This window comes from Pseudomonas endophytica (genome assembly GCF_001411475.1).
GTDB classification, from domain to species: Bacteria; Pseudomonadota; Gammaproteobacteria; order Pseudomonadales; family Pseudomonadaceae; genus Aquipseudomonas; species Aquipseudomonas endophytica.
The window spans coordinates 13,471-28,779 of sequence record NZ_LLWH01000146.1; the positions used below are offsets into that span (position 1 = coordinate 13,471).

A 15,309-nucleotide genomic window follows, 5' to 3' on the forward strand; every position below is an offset into this window, starting at 1 on the left:
TGGAGTGTCGCACCGATGAGTGAGATCGCCTTATTGAGCGAAGCGGATCTGCGTGCCTGTGTGGCACTAGACTTGCCGAGCATCGACACCATCGAACAAGCCTTTGTGCTGCTGGCCACGGCAGCGGTGGCAATGCCGCCGATCTTGCGTTTGGACATCCACGAGCACAATGGCGAAGTGGACGTGAAGACTGCGTACCTGCCGGGCTTGGAGCGCTTTGCGATCAAGGTCAGTCCGGGTTTTTTCGACAACCCGAAACTCGGTCTACCTAGCCTCAATGGCATGATGATGTTGCTGTCGGCGCATACCGGTTTGCTTGACGCCTTACTGCTGGACAACGGTTATCTGACCGCTGTACGCACAGCTGCGGCGGGAGCCGTGGCAGCGCGTGCTCTGTCCCGAGTCGACAGTCGTAGCGTGGCGCTGATCGGTACCGGCGAGCAGGCCGCGTTGCAGCTTCAGGCGTTGCGTTTGGTTCGGCCGATTAAATTCGTTCAAGTCTGGGCACGCGACAACGCCAAGGCCAAAGACTTCAGCACCAAGCTGGCGCGCGACAGAGGTCTGACGGTCACTCCTTGCGCGAGCATCGACGAGGTCATGACCGGCGTGGACATTGCAATCACCTGCACCCCGAGCCGCCAACCCTTGATCGAAGCGCGCCATCTGCATCCCGGCTTGCACATCACTGCCATGGGCTCGGACGCCGAGCACAAAAACGAAATATCCCCCTTGGCGCTGGCGCAGGTCGACCGCTACGTGGCGGATCGCTTGAGCCAAACACGAATCCTCGGCGAGTTGCATCACGCTCTAGCGGCCGGCGTTATTACCGACGAATCGAACTTGGTCGAATTGGGGCAAGTACTCGCGGGCCAGTGCCCAGGGCGGACCAGCGATGCGCAAGTCACCTTGTGTGACCTCACCGGAACCGGTGCGCAAGACACCGCCATGGCCAATCTGGCTTTCGAGCGCGCTCGCGCGGTCGGCAAAGGCTTTCAGTTCGGCAGCTAATTCACTTTTTCATCCGTGCGTCATTTATCAGAGGACATGTGCATGTCTCAGATAGTCGTCAATCTCCCGTTCGAACGGGAGGAATACGCCCAGCGTCTGGCCAAGGTTAGAGCGGCCATGCAGGTTCAGGGCATCGAGCTGTTGCTGGTCACCGACCCGTCGAACATGGCCTGGCTGACCGGCTATGACGGTTGGTCGTTTTACGTCCACCAATGCGTGTTGTTGGCGCTCGACGGCGAGCCGGTCTGGTTCGGTCGAGGACAAGACGCCAACGGTGCCAAGCGCACGGTGTTCATGCAGCACGAGAACATCGTCGGTTACCCGGACATCTATGTGCAGTCCCGGGAACGCCATCCGATGGATTACCTGTCACAGGAAGTCATCAGTGCACGGGGTTGGGACGCGCTGACCATCGGCGTGGAAATGGATAACTATTACTTCAGCGCTGCCGCGTATTTGTCGCTGCACAAAAACCTGCCGCAGGCCAAGCTGATCGACGCGGTCGGGTTGGTGAACTGGCAGCGGGCGATCAAGTCGCCGCAAGAAATTGCTTACATGCGCATCGCTGCGCGCATCGTCGAAAACATGCACGGGCGGATCCTCGAACGGATCGAACCGGGCATGCGTAAAAATGAACTGGTGGCTGAAATCTACAGCAGCGGGATCCTCGGCGCTGATGGCCATGGTGGCGATTACCCGGCCATCGTGCCGCTATTGCCGACCGGTGCCGATGCCAGCGCGCCGCACCTGACCTGGGACGATTCGCCGTTCGAAAAAGGCGCCGGGACCTTTTTTGAAATCGCCGGTTGCTACAAGCGTTATCACTGCCCGTTGTCGCGCACGATCTACCTGGGAAAACCTCCACAACACTTCCTCGACGGCGAAAAAGCGGTGGTTGAAGGTATCGCCGCGGGACTGGAAGCGGCGAAACCGGGCAACACCACCGGCGACATCGCTGTGGCGTTTTTCAACGTGTTGGAAAAGTTCGGCATCCACAAGGACAGCCGTTGCGGCTACCCGATCGGGATCAGTTATCCGCCAGACTGGGGCGAACGCACCATGAGCCTGCGTCCCGGCGACACCAGCGTGTTGCAACCGGGCATGACCTTCCACTTTATGCCGGGCCTGTGGATGGACGATTGGGGGCTGGAAATCACCGAAAGCATTTTGATCACCGAGACCGGCGTCGAGACGCTGTGCAACGTGCCACGCCAACTGTTCGTGAAGGACTGAGCCATGAGCGAATTACCCGACAATCCGATCAGCTCCACGGTGGATTTTGCCCGCGAAGGCGTGCAACACGGGTTTCTCAAATTGCCGTACTCCCGGGACGACTCGGCTTGGGGCGCGGTGATGATTCCGGTCACAGTGATTCAGCGCGGTCAGGGGCCGACCGCGCTTCTGACCGGCGGTAACCACGGTGATGAATACGAAGGCCCGGTAGCACTGAGCAAACTGGCCCAAGGTCTGACGGCTGCCGAGGTCACGGGGCGGGTGATTATCGTCCCGTTCATGAACACCCCGGCGTTCCATGCGGGTCGGCGCACGTCGCCGATCGACAAGGGCAATCTCAATCGCAGTTTTCCCGGTAAGCCGGACGGCACCGTGACCGAGAAAATCGCCGACTACTTCAATCGGATCTTATTGCCCTTGGCGGACATCGTGCTGGACATCCATTCCGGTGGCCGCACCTTGGATTTCCTGCCTTTCGCGGCTTGCCATGTGCTGCCCGACAAAAATCAGCAGGCGCAATGCGAAGCCGGCATGCGCGCCTTCAATGCTCCCTACAGCATGCGCATGCTGGAACTCGATGCCGGGGCGATGTACGACACTGCCGCCGAGCGTCAGGGCAAAGTCTTTGTCACGACCGAATTGGGTGGCGGTGGTTCGTCCACAGCACGCAGCGTGGCGATTGCCGAGCGCGGGGTGCGTAATCTGCTGGTGCATGCGGGGATTCTCGAAGGTGAGATCCAGACCACGAGGTCAATCATGCTCGACATGCCCGATGCCAATTGCTTCATCGCCAGCGAACACGACGGCTTGTTGGAAATGTGCTGCGATCTGGGTGACAACGTGAGCAAGGGCGAAGTGATCGCCCGCGTTTACGACGCTACCCGCAGCGGCGTCGCCCCGGTGGAATATCGCGCGGCCCGCAGTGGTTTACTGGCTGCGCGGCATTTTCCCGGGTTGGTGCAGTGCGGCGACACTGTTGCAGTCATCGCCGATGTATTGACCTGACAGGTCATTGTTCCAGCCTAACCTCTCTAATCAACCGGAGGCCCACGGACCATGTACAAGCTCGATCGCTATGACCTGAAACTTCTGCGAATACTCGCCGAAGACGGTCGGATCACCAAGTCGAGCCTGGCCGAGGCGATCAATCTTTCGGTGACCCCGGCGTGGGAGCGGGTTCGCAAGCTGGAGGCACTTGGGCTGATCAAAGGGTACCGAGCGCAGATCGACTGGAACGCGGTATTCAAAAGCCAGCAAGTGCTGGTGGAAATTACGCTGGCCCGGCACACCGCGCAGGACATGCGACGTTTCGAGCACCGCATGAACGAAGCCGCCGAAGTGGCGTTCTGTTACGCCACGGGTGGCGGCGTTGATTACCTGGCAATGATCCAAGCGCCGGACATCGACCATTACCAGCGGTTTATCGACCAGCTGTTGCTCGATGACCTGGGCATCGAGCGCTACTTCACTTACATCGTCACCAAAACCATAAAGACTGGGGGTGTCTTGCCAGCCGAGCTGGCGCAGGAGCTATAAACCGACGCCAAAGCTTCACCGCAAAAAGCCCCTGTTTGCCGGTGTTCAATCAGAAAAAACCTGTAGTTACGCCCCGCCAAACGCCAAATCACCTGGGCTGCACTGCCCTAGCATGGACTCACGCACAGAGTTTGGAGTGAACGCCATGAAATACAAACATCCGCTGTTGTTCAAAGCACTTTGCTACGTAGACGGGCATTGGGTGCACAGTGAGAGCGGCAACAGCGTCGCCGTGCACAATCCGGCCGATCAGAAGTTAATGGGTCATGTGCCGATGCTCGATCAGCCTCAGATCACCGCCGCCGTTGATGCAGCACACCGGGCGTTTGCGGCATGGCGTGAACAAAGCCTCGATACCCGCGCAACGATTCTGCGGCGCTGGGCGGCGTTGATCCTTGAGCATCAGGAAGACCTAGCCCGCATCCTCAGTCAGGAACAAGGTAAACCCTTGGCCGAGTCACGCGGCGAAATAGCCTACGCCGCGAGCTTCATTCCTTGGTTTGCGGAAGAGGCATGGCGTCTTTACGGGCAGAACATCCCCAGTCATATCCCTGGCGCGCACTTGGGCACCGTCAAGGAACCAGTCGGCGTTTGTGCGCTGCTGACCCCGTGGAACTTTCCTTCGGCGATGATCACCCGCAAAGCCGCCGCGGCACTGGCTGCCGGTTGCACTGTGGTGATCAAACCGGCCCATGAAACACCGTTTTCCGCATTGGCTCTGGCGCAACTGGCAGAGGAAGCGGGCTTCCCGGCAGGCGTGTTCAACGTGGTGTTCGGCGAACCGCAAATGGCCATGCAAACCCTGGTGCAGGACACTCGCGTTCGTTCGGTCAGCTTCACCGGCTCAACCCGCGTCGGTAAATTGGTCCTGCAAACGGCGGCCCAGGATGTGAAGAAGGTATCGCTGGAGCTGGGCGGTAACGCGCCGTTCATAGTCTGCGCCGATGCCGATCTGGACCTGGCGGTGAAAGTCGCGGTGGAGGCCAAGTTCCAGACCTCCGGCCAGGATTGCTGCGCGGCCAACCGGATCATGGTGCAGCGTTCGATTTACCCGGCGTTTCTCAACCGCTTTGCCTCTGCGGTGCGCCAGCTACGGGTCGGCCCGGCGCTGGTCGGTGATCAGGAGCAAAGCGTCGACATCGGCCCGTTGATGCATCAGGCGGCGTTCGATGTTACGGCCGAGCGCGTCGAAGACGCCCTACAGCTTGGTGCTCAACGGCTGGTCGGCGGTGAGACGCACGCCCTCGGCGGGTTGTTCTACCAGCCGACAGTGCTGGCCGACGTTACGCCGCAGATGCGTATCTACCGCGAAGAAAATTTCGCGCCGATCGCTGGCGTCATGCCTTTCGACACCCCTGAGCAGGCCATCGAAATGGCCAACGACACCGAATACGGTCTCGCGGCCTACATTTGTTCCAACCGGCTGGACCTGATCTACCCCCTGATTCGCCGTCTCGACCACGCCATGATCGCGGTCAATGGCGTCAAGTTTACCGGCCATCCGATCCCGTTCGGAGGCATGAAAGCCTCGGGGCTGGGCCGCGAGGGCGGCACCGAGGGCTTCGAAGCCTTTGTCGAAACCAAATACTTTTGCCTGCACCATCAAGGCCAGTTCTGAGGAGATCCGCCATGAGCCAAGAACTCGATTCGTTGTTCGAACAAGACCGTGCACACTTCATGCACCCGTCCACCCATGCCCATGACCATGCCAGCGGTGCGCTCAAGGGGCGCATCATCAAGAGTGCGTCGGGTATTCGTATTCGCGATCATGAGGGCCGCGAATTCATCGACGCCTTTGCCGGCCTGTACTGCGTAAACATCGGCTACGGTCGCACCGAAGTCGCCGATGCAATCTACAAGCAAGCTAAGGAATTGGCCTACTACCACACCTACGTCGGCCATTCGACCGAAGCGATCATCGAGCTGTCGAGCCGCGTCATCGACTGGGCGCCCGAGGGCATGAAAAAGGTCTACTACGGCCTGTCCGGTTCCGATGCCAACGAAACCCAGATCAAATTGGTGCGCTACTACAACAACGTACTGGGCCGCCCGCAGAAGAAGAAAATTATCTCCCGTGATCGCGGTTACCACGGCTCGGGCATCATGACCGGAAGCCTGACCGGCCTGCCGAGCTTCCATCAGCATTTCGACCTGCCGGCTGAAGGCATCAAGCACACCGTGTGTCCGCATTGGTACCGTAAGGCGCCGACCGGTATGGACGAAGCGGCGTTCGTGCGCTATTGCGCCGACGAACTGGAGAAAATGATCCTGGCCGAAGGGCCGGACACCGTGGCTGCGTTCATCGGTGAACCGCTGATGGGCACCGGCGGGATCATCGTTCCTCCGGCCGGCTACTGGGCTGCGATTCAAGCGGTGCTGAACAAATACGATGTGTTGCTGATCGCCGACGAAGTGGTCTGCGCTTTCGGGCGGTTGGGTTCGAAGATGGGCAGCCAGCGTTACGGCATGCGCCCGGATCTGATCACCACCGCTAAAGGTCTGACCAGCGCCTATGCGCCGTTGTCGGCAGTGATCGTTGGTGAAAAAGTGTGGAACGTGATTGAAAAAGCCTCCGAATCCCAAGGTGCCATGGGCCACGGCTGGACATACTCGGGGCATCCGATTTGTGCCGCCGCCGCCTTGGCCAACCTCGATATTATCGAGCGGGAAAACCTGACGGCCAACGCCGATAAGGTCGGCAGCTACCTGAACCGTCGGTTGCGCGAAACGCTGGAAGGCCATCCGCTGGTGGGTGAAGTTCGCGGCGACGGCATGCTGGCTGCCGTTGAGTTCATGGCGGATCGTGAGCAGCGTACCCCGTTCGACGCGGCCTTGAAGGTCGGCCCGAAAGTGTCAGCGGCCTGTCTTGAGCGCGGCATGATTGCCCGGGCGATGCCCCATGGCGACATTCTAGGCTTCGCACCACCGTTGATCTTGTCCGAGGAAGAGGCCGACTTGATCGTCGAAATCACCAAAAGTGCGGTTGACCACGTAGCCAATGAGGTGCTGGGCTGACGCTTCGGGTCTGAACATTCGCCCCCAACAAAAAGGCTGTCCGATCAGTGATCGGGCGGCCTTTTTACACAGAGTCAACGCCTGACCAACCGACCCTTTAATGGCAGAGGCGACGGCCAGGGTTAAACCGAGAAATTGAGGCTGTTAATAGAGAGATGGTCGCTAGGGTGAAAAGCCCCGATAAGTAAAATGCATACCTCATGCAAGTGAACGTATTATTCACCAGCAATCCTAGGTGCGAACGTAGGCTCTACCCGATAGGAACAAGAAGAGCCTTTTAAATGAACAATACAAAAAAAACTGCACTGGTCGTCAGCGCCCACTCTGCCGATTTCGTCTGGCGCGCTGGCGGCTCAATTGCGCTGCATGCCCAGCAGGGATACGACGTGCACATCGTTTGTCTCTCTTATGGCGAAAGGGGTGAGTCGGCCAAGCTCTGGCGCAAAGGCGATATGTCTGAGGACAAGGTCAAGAGCGCACGCCGCGGCGAGGCTCAGGCTGCGGCCGATATTCTTGGTGCGAGCGTTGAATTTTTCGACATCGGGGATTACCCGATGCGCGTAGACAAAGAGACGTTGTTCCGACTGGCCGATGTATTTCGCCGCGTGCAACCGGAGTTCGTTCTCAGCCACTCAATCAAAGACCCTTACAACTACGATCACCCGCTGGCGATGAACCTGACCCAGGAGGCTCGTATCATTGCTCAAGCCGAGGGTTACAAACCTGGTGAAAAGATCGTCGGTGCGCCACCTGTATACAGCTTCGAACCTCACCAGCCCGAGCAATGCGAGTGGCGTCCGGATGTCTTGCTGGACATCACTGACGTTTGGGACAAAAAGTATGCCGCCATCCAATGCATGGCGGGCCAAGAGCACCTTTGGGAGTACTACACCCGCGTCGCTTTGCAGCGTGGCGTGCAGGCCAAACGCAACGTAGGTATCGCCTCCACTCGCAACATCGTTTACGCCGAAGGCTTCCAAAGCATCTTTCCGCGGGTGACGGGGAACTTGGCATGAGTACATTAATTGGGAAGCCCGGCATTGTGGTGCGCAACATTCCCCGCGGCGACACAGAGTTGATCCAAGCAATGGATCGCTTCGGGGTAGCGACCGTGCATGAAGCCCAAGGCCGTAAAGGTCTACTGAGCGCGGCCATTCGCCCAATCCAGCGTGACCAGAGCATCACCGGCACGGCGGTGACCGTGCAGGTTGCACCGGGCGATAACTGGATGTTTCACGTGGCAGTAGAACAGTGCCAGCCCGACGATATTTTGGTGGTTGCTACGTCGTCGCCGTGTACCGATGGCTATTTTGGCGACTTACTCGCCACGTCATTGATGGCCCGCGGAGTCCGTGCCTTGATTATTGATGCTGGCGTACGCGACACCCGAACGTTGCGTGAAATGGGCTTTAAGGTGTGGTCGAGAGCTGTTCATGCCCAAGGCACGGTCAAAGAAACGCTGGGGTCGGTCAACGTACCGATCATGTGCGCGGGGCAACTGGTCGAGCCGGGTGACGTAGTTGTCGCTGACGACGATGGCGTTGTTATTGTCCGTCGCGAAGAGTTGGCAGGCGTCTATGAGGCCAGCCTAAAGCGCTCGCGCATTGAAGAAGAGAAGCGTCTGCGACTGGCTGCAGGTGAACTGGGTCTAGACATCTACAAGATGCGTCAGAAGCTCGTCGACCGCGGCCTGACCTATTACGACAGCCTCTCTGACCTGCAAGGATGACCGTCATGCGCCAGACCCGAATTCCGTGTCTTATGATGCGTGGAGGCACTTCCAAGGGCGCTTACTTCCTAGCCGAAGATCTACCTTGCGCAGGTCCGTTGCGCGACAAAGTATTGCTGGCTGTCATGGGCTCGCCCGATCCGCGGCAGATAGACGGTATTGGTGGAGCAGACTCGCTGACCAGTAAAGTCGCGATCATCAGTCGCTCGGAACGCCCGGACGCTGATGTCGATTACCTGTTTGCTCAGGTTTCAGTCGAGCAGGCGCACGTTGATTACGGCCAAAACTGTGGAAACATCCTCGCGGGAGTTGGCCCTTTTGCGATTGAGCGCGAGTTGATCAGCGCTGATGAATCGCTGACGCCCGTGCGGATCTTCATGGTCAATACCGGCCAGACCGCAGTGGCTTATGTTCCAACTCCTGGTGGCCTTGTCGAGTATGCCGGTGACACGCGTATAGATGGCGTGCCGGGAACGGGTGGTTCACTCATTGTCGAGTTCGAAGATATTGCCGGCTCCAGCTGCGGAGCGCTGTTACCCACAGGTAATGCCGTTGATCGGATCGAGGGTGTCAACGTGACGTGTATCGACAATGGCATGCCTGTAGTGTTGATCAGGGCTGACGATGTGGGCTGCACAGGTTACGAAAGCCCAGAGCAGTTGGAGGCCAATATCGAGCTCAAGGTATTGTTGGAGTCGATCCGACTGCAAGCCGGTCCCTTGATGAATTTAGGCGACGTCCAAGAGCGGACTGTTCCCAAGATGTGCTTGATTTCGGCGCCTCGTTACGGCGGCGCTATTTGCAGTCGTACCTTCATTCCGCATCGTTGCCACGTCTCAATCGGTGTGTTTGGCGCTGTGAGCGTAGCCTCTGCCTGTCAGGTTCCCGGTACTGTCGCGAGCACTCTGGCTCAGGTGGGAAGTGGCGACCGAGTGCGAGTCTCGGTCGAGCATCCAACGGGAGAGTTCACCGTCGAGTTGCGTATGAGCGAGGGGCAGTTGGCCGGTTGCGGACTTGTGCGTACGGCCCGACTGTTGTTTGAAGGCAGCGTGATGATTGCGGGTGATATAGGGTCAAAATCGGTGAACGCATGACAATCACTTCCCTAGCGCTGATCGGATTCGGTGAAGCGGGCGCGATTTTGGGTCAAGATCTCGCTGCAAAAGGTATGAAGATCTACGCGTATGATCATCTTTTTAATAACCCGGACAAGCGTACCGCGTTACTCGAAAAGGCAGATCAATGTGGCGTTCAACTTTGCGAGAGTGCATCTCAGGCAATTGCGTTAGGTGAGTGGGTGATGTCGGCCGTCACAGCGGACAACGCCCTTGAGGTCGCATTACAGTCAGCGCCCCTAATGCGACAGGGCCAACTGTTTATAGACATCAACTCGGTGGCGCCTTCGACGAAGCGCGCTTCAGCTGCCGCGTTGCAAGACTGCGGTGTCGATTACGTAGATGCAGCGGTCATGGCGCCTATTCCTCCACAGCGCTTGAAAACCCCTATCTTGTTGGGTGGCCAGCGTGCTGAGCAGGTATGTCAACTACTGGGCGAATTGGGAATGAACGTTCGTGTAGTGGCTGACGTAGTGGGCGTGGCGTCAGCCATTAAAATGTGCCGCAGCATCATGATCAAAGGCCTAGAGGCATTGACCACAGAGTGCCTGAGTACCGCTCGCCAGTACCGCGCCGAGGACGAAGTGCTGGCTTCATTGCACCAGAGCTTCCCGCAAATGGGGTGGAACGGCGCATTGCCTCATTACTTGATCAGTCGCGTGGCAGAACACGGTCGGCGTCGCTCTGAAGAAATGAAAGAGGTGGCAAAAACCTCTCGCGATGTCGATGTTATCCCAAGCATGAGTCAAGCCATTGTCGAAACCCAACGCGGACTGGTCGATGCAATGCAGAGCGCGGATATTGATTATCCGAGTCTCGAGCCGTTCGATTGGATAAACCTGATTGATCGGTTGTACAGCAGGCCGAACGTTCGTTAGGGCAATACGGAAAAAGCGATAACATGGCGTTTTCCCAGAGTTACATTTATGGATTTAAAACAGCTCGAATGTTTTGTACGGGTGGCCGAGTTTGGAAGCTTTACCAAAGCGGCAGCCGTGCTGAACATTTCTCAGTCAGTCGTCAGCCGTCAGGTCAGACAGCTCGAAGTCGAGCTACAAGAGCATCTACTGCTTCGCAACGGTAGAGGGGTCTTGCTAACGGCCTCCGGGCAACGCTTCTTTGAACATGGCAAAGGTATCCTTCGACAGGTTCAGGTCGCTCGTGAAGACCTGCGTGAACAACGCAACACGTTGTCTGGCAAAGTAGTTGTAGGGTTGCCTCCCAGTATTTCCCGATGCCATACCGTCGCGTTGGTATCAGCCTTTCGTGAGCACTTTCCTAATTGCATTTTGGGTATCAAAGAAGGCCTGACGCATTCAATGCGCGAGTGGTTACTTTTGGGGCGTTTGGATTTTGCTTTGCTTTTTAATCCTGGCCACAACGCTCAACTGCAATACGAACATATCCATTCAGAGCCTCTGATGCTCATTGGTGGCCAACACTCAGACCTGCCTGCCCAGGTACCGATGAAAGATCTAGGGCACTACCCTTTGATTACCCCCAGCGAACCTCACTCGCTGCGTCGTCTGATCGAAAGCGAAGCGTCACGTCATGATATCAATTTGAATATCAGCCTAGAGATCGACAGCATTCCGTCGCTGCTCGAGTTGATCAACCTCGACATGGGGTACGGCATCCTATTTCGCTCGGCTTTAGCCAATAGCGACGGAAAACTTGTAGGGCTGAAAACGGCACAGATTGTTGATCCTTCTATTCAGACCCATTTGTTTGTCGCCACATTCGAGCAGCGCCCGCTGTCTCGACTGGCAGAGCAGACAATGGCTCTGGTCCGCGAGATCTGCACGGAGTAAGTCGAGAATTGCAAAAACAGCATAACTGCTAGAGCCTGTATCCGGTTGTTGCATAGCGTAGGGGCGCCCACCATCGGGCTAACGATTCGCTAACAATAACTAAAGGACACGAGATGAAAACCTGCCTCGCCCCTGACGCTAATCCAGTCAAACCAAAGCATTTGTTACCAGAGGGCTCGTGGGACGCACATTGCCACGTGTTTGGCCCGGCGGCTGAATTTCCTTTTGCCGCCGATCGCAGTTATACCCCGCCGGATGCTCCGTTTGAGACACTGCGGACGTTGCATGATCATTTGGGGCTCTCCCGCGGTGTGATTGTCCAGGCCAGCTGTCATGGCACTGATAATCGCGCAATGCTGGACGCGATTGCTCGCAGTGAAGGGCGTTACAGAGGCGTGGCGATTGTTGACGGCAGCGAGACTGATCAACAGCTCGCCGAGATGGACGCTGGCGGTGTACGCGGCGTGCGTTTCAACTTCGTTGCGCATCTGGGCGGCGCTCCAGACTTGGAGGTCTTCGACAGCACGGTTGACCGTCTTGCCGATTTTGGATGGCACGTGGTCTTGCACCTCGATGCTCAAGATATTCTGACCTATGCCGACAGGCTGACGCGCATTCCTGTGCCTTTCATCATTGACCACATGGGCAGGGTAAAGGCTCAGGAAGGCATTGAGCAGCCATCCTTTGAAGCGCTGCAGCAACTGATGGAAAACCCCCTTGCGTGGGTCAAGGTCTGTGGTGCTGAGCGAGTATCCGTAGGCCGACGTCCATTCCATGACGCCGTACCGTTCGCAGAACGATTGATTCAGATCGCTCCTGAACGCGTTCTGTGGGGCACCGACTGGCCTCATCCCAACATCACCAAGGACATGCCGAATGATGGCGAGTTGGTCGATCTCATGTGCGACTTCTGTACTGACCCACAGTTGCGTCAAAAGCTGCTGGTCGATAACCCGATGAAGCTATACGGCCGCTAAACGAAACTGACTCATAACGTTGCTGCATCTCCAAAAATAAGACTTTCAGTGAGTGAACGCCATGAACCCTAGCCCTGCACCTGCTCAGGCCGACGTGACCATTCCCGTGGTCGCGAAGACCAAACCGCCGTTCTACCGCGCGATGTATTTCCAAGTCCTTCTCGGGATTCTCGCCGGTGTTGCCGTCGGCCACTTCTGGCCCACTTTTGCGGCGGACCTCAAGCCCTTGGGTGATGCCTTTATCAAGCTGATCAAGATGATCATCGGGCCTGTGGTTTTCTGCACAGTCGTCACCGGAATTGCAGGCATGCGAGACCTGAAAAAGGTTGGGCGAGTGGGCGGCAAGGCGCTGCTCTACTTCGAAGTCATCTCAACGGTGTCATTGCTCATCGGCCTCATCGGTGGTCACCTGTTCAATCCGGGGGCCGGTTTCAATGTCGACGTGAACACACTGGACGCGTCGGCGGTCACTGGCTTCGCCGAGAAAGCACAGCACATGCACATGGTCGATTTTCTGATGGGAATTATCCCGTCGACATTCGTGCAGGCCTTTGCCGAAGGCAATGTGCTTTGCATATTGCTGGTGTCAGTGTTGTTCGGGTGCTCATTGTCAGCGATGGGTGAGAAGGGCAAGCCGGTGTACGACATGATCGAAGGCTTGTCCGGTGTGTTCTTTCGCATCGTCCATATCATTGCCAAGCTCTCTGCCGTCGGGGCATTTGGCGCCATCGCATTTACGGTAGGCACTTATGGCGTCGGCTCACTGCTCCCTCTAATGAAACTGGTCGGTAGCTTCTACGTTCTTTGCGTCTTATTCGTGATCTTGGTTTTGGGTGGAGTTGCGCGGTTCTGCGGGTTTAGTATTTTGCGCTTCATTTCCTATATCAAAGAAGAGCTATTGGTTGTACTAGGTACAAGCTCCTCAGAGGTGGTATTGCCACAGATCATGGAAAAGATGGAAAAGCTAGGTTGCTCTAAGTCAGTTGTTGGCTTGGTCATTCCTACGGGTTACTCCTTTAACCTCGACGGGACGAACATCTACCTGACAATGGCGGTGCTCTTTATTGCCCAAGCACTCAATGTTGACCTCTCACTGTCTCAGCAACTGACGTTGGTGATCGTAGCCATGCTCACCTCAAAAGGCGCTAGCGGTGTCTCCGGTGCGGCTTTCGTCATGTTAACCAGTACGTTGATGGTGGTGCCGCTCGTACCCGTGGCGGGAATGGTTTTGATCTTGGGTATTCACCGTTTCATGGGGACCGGGCTGGCTATGACCAACCTTGTGGGTAACGGTGTTGCTGCATTGGTTGTCTCGGCATGGGAAAAGGAACTGGATCGTACTCAGCTCGCGAAGGAACTGGGTACCAAGGCTTAAACCTTTCGCTGTATCGAATACCCCTTCTTTAAAAAGTCCTGTTCGGTCCTCCACCGAGCAGCGACTCCTTGCGTCAGGAAAATAATAAAAATGAATCGCGCCTTACAACTTGCACTTCTCACCCCGGTATTTTTTTATATCAACAACTCAATGGCGCAGGGGTTTATTGCCGATAGCAAGATCTCTGTGGATGCCCGTAACTTCTATTACAACGGTGATTATCGCCAAGGTACTGGCGTGTCCAAAAAAGAAGAATGGGCTCAAGGTATTTTCGTCAATTACGAATCGGGATACACACCGGGCCTCATCGGTTTTGGTGCCGATGCAATGTTCCTTGCTGGTTTCAAGTTGGACTCGAGCCCGGATCGAACCGGTAGCGGCCTGCTTCCCAAGCGCGCCTCTGGTAGGGCCGCCGACGAGTATTCAAAAGCAGGCTACGGCGCCAAAATCAAGGTGTCTCAAACGACATTACGGTATGGCATATCCTTACCAAAGGTTCCGGTGCTGCAATTCAATAACAGCCGATTGGTGCCTCAGACGTTTCAGGGGTGGCAGCTCAATTCCACCGACGTAGATCGTCTGACTATAAGCTTGGCCCAATTTGACAAGACAACCGCGCCAGACTCTACCGATCAGCAGGACATCAGCCTAGCTGTGAAAGAAGGGCGTTACAGCGCCGCTGGCATCGGTGACCATTACCGATATGGTGGTGGCACCTACAAGCTGACCCCCGAGCTTAATGCCACCTACTTTTATGGCGAGCTTAATGATGTCTACCGCCAACAGTTCGTCGGGCTGACACATAAAGCACGCTTAGGGAGCGGTACGCTGACGACTGATTTGCGGGCGTTCGCCAGCCGTGATGTTGGTGCCGCCAAGGCGGGAGAGGTGGATAACCGGGCCTACGCCGCTTCGTTTGGATATACCGTGGGCAATGGGCACAGCGTCATGGCTGCTTATCAGGTCATGGGTGGCAATACTGGTTTTCCTTACATCAATAACCCCTACCTACCCAACTACGTCCAATACCACGACTTTGGCAGCGCGGGCGAGCGTAGTTGGCAATTGCGGTATGGCTACGATTTCGCTGCCTTGGGTGTTCCCGGCCTGAGCTTTTTTACGGCGTACATCCACGGCGATGGGTTGAAAAAAACCGGTGCAGATAAAGAGTGGGAACGCGATGTAGATGTGAGCTACGCCTTTCAGGGGAGGCTTAAGGGCTTTTCTGTGCGGTTGAGGAACGCAACCTATCGTAGTGACGACGTCAGAGATATTGATGAAACGCGCTTGATTGCAACTTATATGTTGTCTTTCTTTTAAATTGAAGAGCGCCGATGATAATGGACTTAACGGCGCTCCGTTCAGGTTGGCCTCTATCAGTTATCAACCTGATTTACATAGCGTCTTGATGCACTTCTAATATGGCTAGCCGCTACGGGGGCGGGCCGTTGCAAGTTGGCGTGTTGCAATATCTCGTTTCGAGTGCGTGGCGTTATTACAAACTTGGGTA

At 56.5% G+C, this 15,309-nt stretch carries 14 protein-coding genes; all 14 read left to right on the forward strand.

Annotated elements, in window-relative coordinates; all coding sequences use genetic code 11:
• Positions 1-15 precede the first annotated feature (15 nt).
• Positions 16-1,008: an ectoine utilization protein EutC gene (gene eutC / locus AQS70_RS10135; RefSeq protein ID WP_055102653.1), complete on the forward strand. Its 993-nt coding sequence runs from the start codon at positions 16-18 to the stop codon at positions 1,006-1,008.
• Positions 1,009-1,050: 42 nt separating this feature from the next.
• Positions 1,051-2,241, forward strand: coding sequence for an ectoine hydrolase DoeA (gene doeA, locus AQS70_RS10140; protein WP_055102654.1), 1,191 nt, complete (start codon positions 1,051-1,053; stop codon positions 2,239-2,241).
• 3 nt (positions 2,242-2,244) lie between these two features.
• Entirely contained in the window at positions 2,245-3,246 is a 1,002-nt protein-coding gene (gene doeB, locus AQS70_RS10145) for a N(2)-acetyl-L-2,4-diaminobutanoate deacetylase DoeB (RefSeq protein WP_055102655.1), read from the forward strand.
• A 51-nt stretch (positions 3,247-3,297) separates the two neighbouring features.
• Positions 3,298-3,777, forward strand: a complete 480-nt coding sequence (locus AQS70_RS10150) for an Lrp/AsnC family transcriptional regulator (RefSeq protein ID WP_055102656.1) — start codon at positions 3,298-3,300, stop codon at positions 3,775-3,777.
• Between the two features lie 145 nt (positions 3,778-3,922).
• Positions 3,923-5,395, forward strand: coding sequence for an NAD-dependent succinate-semialdehyde dehydrogenase (locus AQS70_RS10155; RefSeq protein WP_055102657.1), 1,473 nt, complete (start codon positions 3,923-3,925; stop codon positions 5,393-5,395).
• An 11-nt stretch (positions 5,396-5,406) separates the two neighbouring features.
• Positions 5,407-6,792 (forward strand): aspartate aminotransferase family protein, encoded by a 1,386-nt coding sequence (locus AQS70_RS10160; RefSeq protein WP_055102658.1) that lies wholly within the window; start codon positions 5,407-5,409, stop codon positions 6,790-6,792.
• A 281-nt stretch (positions 6,793-7,073) separates the two neighbouring features.
• Positions 7,074-7,808, forward strand: coding sequence for a 4-oxalmesaconate hydratase (gene galB, locus AQS70_RS10165; protein WP_055102659.1), 735 nt, complete (start codon positions 7,074-7,076; stop codon positions 7,806-7,808).
• Complete coding sequence (locus AQS70_RS10170; protein WP_055102660.1) at positions 7,805-8,521, forward strand: 4-carboxy-4-hydroxy-2-oxoadipate aldolase/oxaloacetate decarboxylase; 717 nt, start codon at positions 7,805-7,807, stop codon at positions 8,519-8,521. Before galB ends, AQS70_RS10170 begins: the two co-directional genes overlap by 4 nt.
• A gap of 5 nt (positions 8,522-8,526) precedes the next feature.
• Positions 8,527-9,615, forward strand: a complete 1,089-nt coding sequence (locus AQS70_RS10175; RefSeq protein WP_055102661.1) for a 4-oxalomesaconate tautomerase — start codon at positions 8,527-8,529, stop codon at positions 9,613-9,615.
• Positions 9,612-10,514, forward strand: coding sequence for an NAD(P)-dependent oxidoreductase (locus AQS70_RS10180; RefSeq protein WP_055102662.1), 903 nt, complete (start codon positions 9,612-9,614; stop codon positions 10,512-10,514). The genes AQS70_RS10175 and AQS70_RS10180 overlap by 4 nt, the downstream gene beginning before the upstream one ends.
• A gap of 48 nt (positions 10,515-10,562) precedes the next feature.
• The gene (locus AQS70_RS10185) at positions 10,563-11,447 is read left to right on the forward strand and encodes a LysR family transcriptional regulator (RefSeq protein ID WP_055102663.1); all 885 of its coding nucleotides are present in this window, start codon (positions 10,563-10,565) and stop codon (positions 11,445-11,447) included.
• 113 nt (positions 11,448-11,560) lie between these two features.
• Positions 11,561-12,424 (forward strand): amidohydrolase family protein, encoded by an 864-nt coding sequence (locus AQS70_RS10190; RefSeq protein ID WP_055102664.1) that lies wholly within the window; start codon positions 11,561-11,563, stop codon positions 12,422-12,424.
• Positions 12,425-12,485: 61 nt separating this feature from the next.
• On the forward strand, positions 12,486-13,799 hold the full coding sequence (locus tag AQS70_RS10195; protein WP_055102665.1) for a dicarboxylate/amino acid:cation symporter: 1,314 nt from the start codon (positions 12,486-12,488) through the stop codon (positions 13,797-13,799).
• Positions 13,800-13,889: 90 nt separating this feature from the next.
• Positions 13,890-15,119 (forward strand): OprD family porin, encoded by a 1,230-nt coding sequence (locus tag AQS70_RS10200; RefSeq protein WP_055102666.1) that lies wholly within the window; start codon positions 13,890-13,892, stop codon positions 15,117-15,119.
• The last annotated feature ends 190 nt before the right edge of the window (positions 15,120-15,309 follow it).

Excerpts from the sequence above, each read along its gene's own strand:
- AQS70_RS10180 (WP_055102662.1), top strand. The coding sequence starts at position 9,612 with ATGACAATCACTTCCCTAGCGCTGATCGGATTCGGTGAAGCGGGCGCG.
- AQS70_RS10175 (WP_055102661.1), top strand. The coding sequence starts at position 8,527 with ATGCGCCAGACCCGAATTCCGTGTCTTATGATGCGTGGAGGCACTTCC.
- AQS70_RS10160 (WP_055102658.1), top strand. The coding sequence starts at position 5,407 with ATGAGCCAAGAACTCGATTCGTTGTTCGAACAAGACCGTGCACACTTC.
- AQS70_RS10170 (WP_055102660.1), top strand. The coding sequence starts at position 7,805 with ATGAGTACATTAATTGGGAAGCCCGGCATTGTGGTGCGCAACATTCCC.
- eutC (WP_055102653.1), top strand. The coding sequence starts at position 16 with ATGAGTGAGATCGCCTTATTGAGCGAAGCGGATCTGCGTGCCTGTGTG.
- AQS70_RS10195 (WP_055102665.1), top strand. The coding sequence starts at position 12,486 with ATGAACCCTAGCCCTGCACCTGCTCAGGCCGACGTGACCATTCCCGTG.
- doeB (WP_055102655.1), top strand. The coding sequence starts at position 2,245 with ATGAGCGAATTACCCGACAATCCGATCAGCTCCACGGTGGATTTTGCC.
- AQS70_RS10200 (WP_055102666.1), top strand. The coding sequence starts at position 13,890 with ATGAATCGCGCCTTACAACTTGCACTTCTCACCCCGGTATTTTTTTAT.
- AQS70_RS10190 (WP_055102664.1), top strand. The coding sequence starts at position 11,561 with ATGAAAACCTGCCTCGCCCCTGACGCTAATCCAGTCAAACCAAAGCAT.
- AQS70_RS10155 (WP_055102657.1), top strand. The coding sequence starts at position 3,923 with ATGAAATACAAACATCCGCTGTTGTTCAAAGCACTTTGCTACGTAGAC.
- galB (WP_055102659.1), top strand. The coding sequence starts at position 7,074 with ATGAACAATACAAAAAAAACTGCACTGGTCGTCAGCGCCCACTCTGCC.
- doeA (WP_055102654.1), top strand. The coding sequence starts at position 1,051 with ATGTCTCAGATAGTCGTCAATCTCCCGTTCGAACGGGAGGAATACGCC.
- AQS70_RS10150 (WP_055102656.1), top strand. The coding sequence starts at position 3,298 with ATGTACAAGCTCGATCGCTATGACCTGAAACTTCTGCGAATACTCGCC.
- AQS70_RS10185 (WP_055102663.1), top strand. The coding sequence starts at position 10,563 with ATGGATTTAAAACAGCTCGAATGTTTTGTACGGGTGGCCGAGTTTGGA.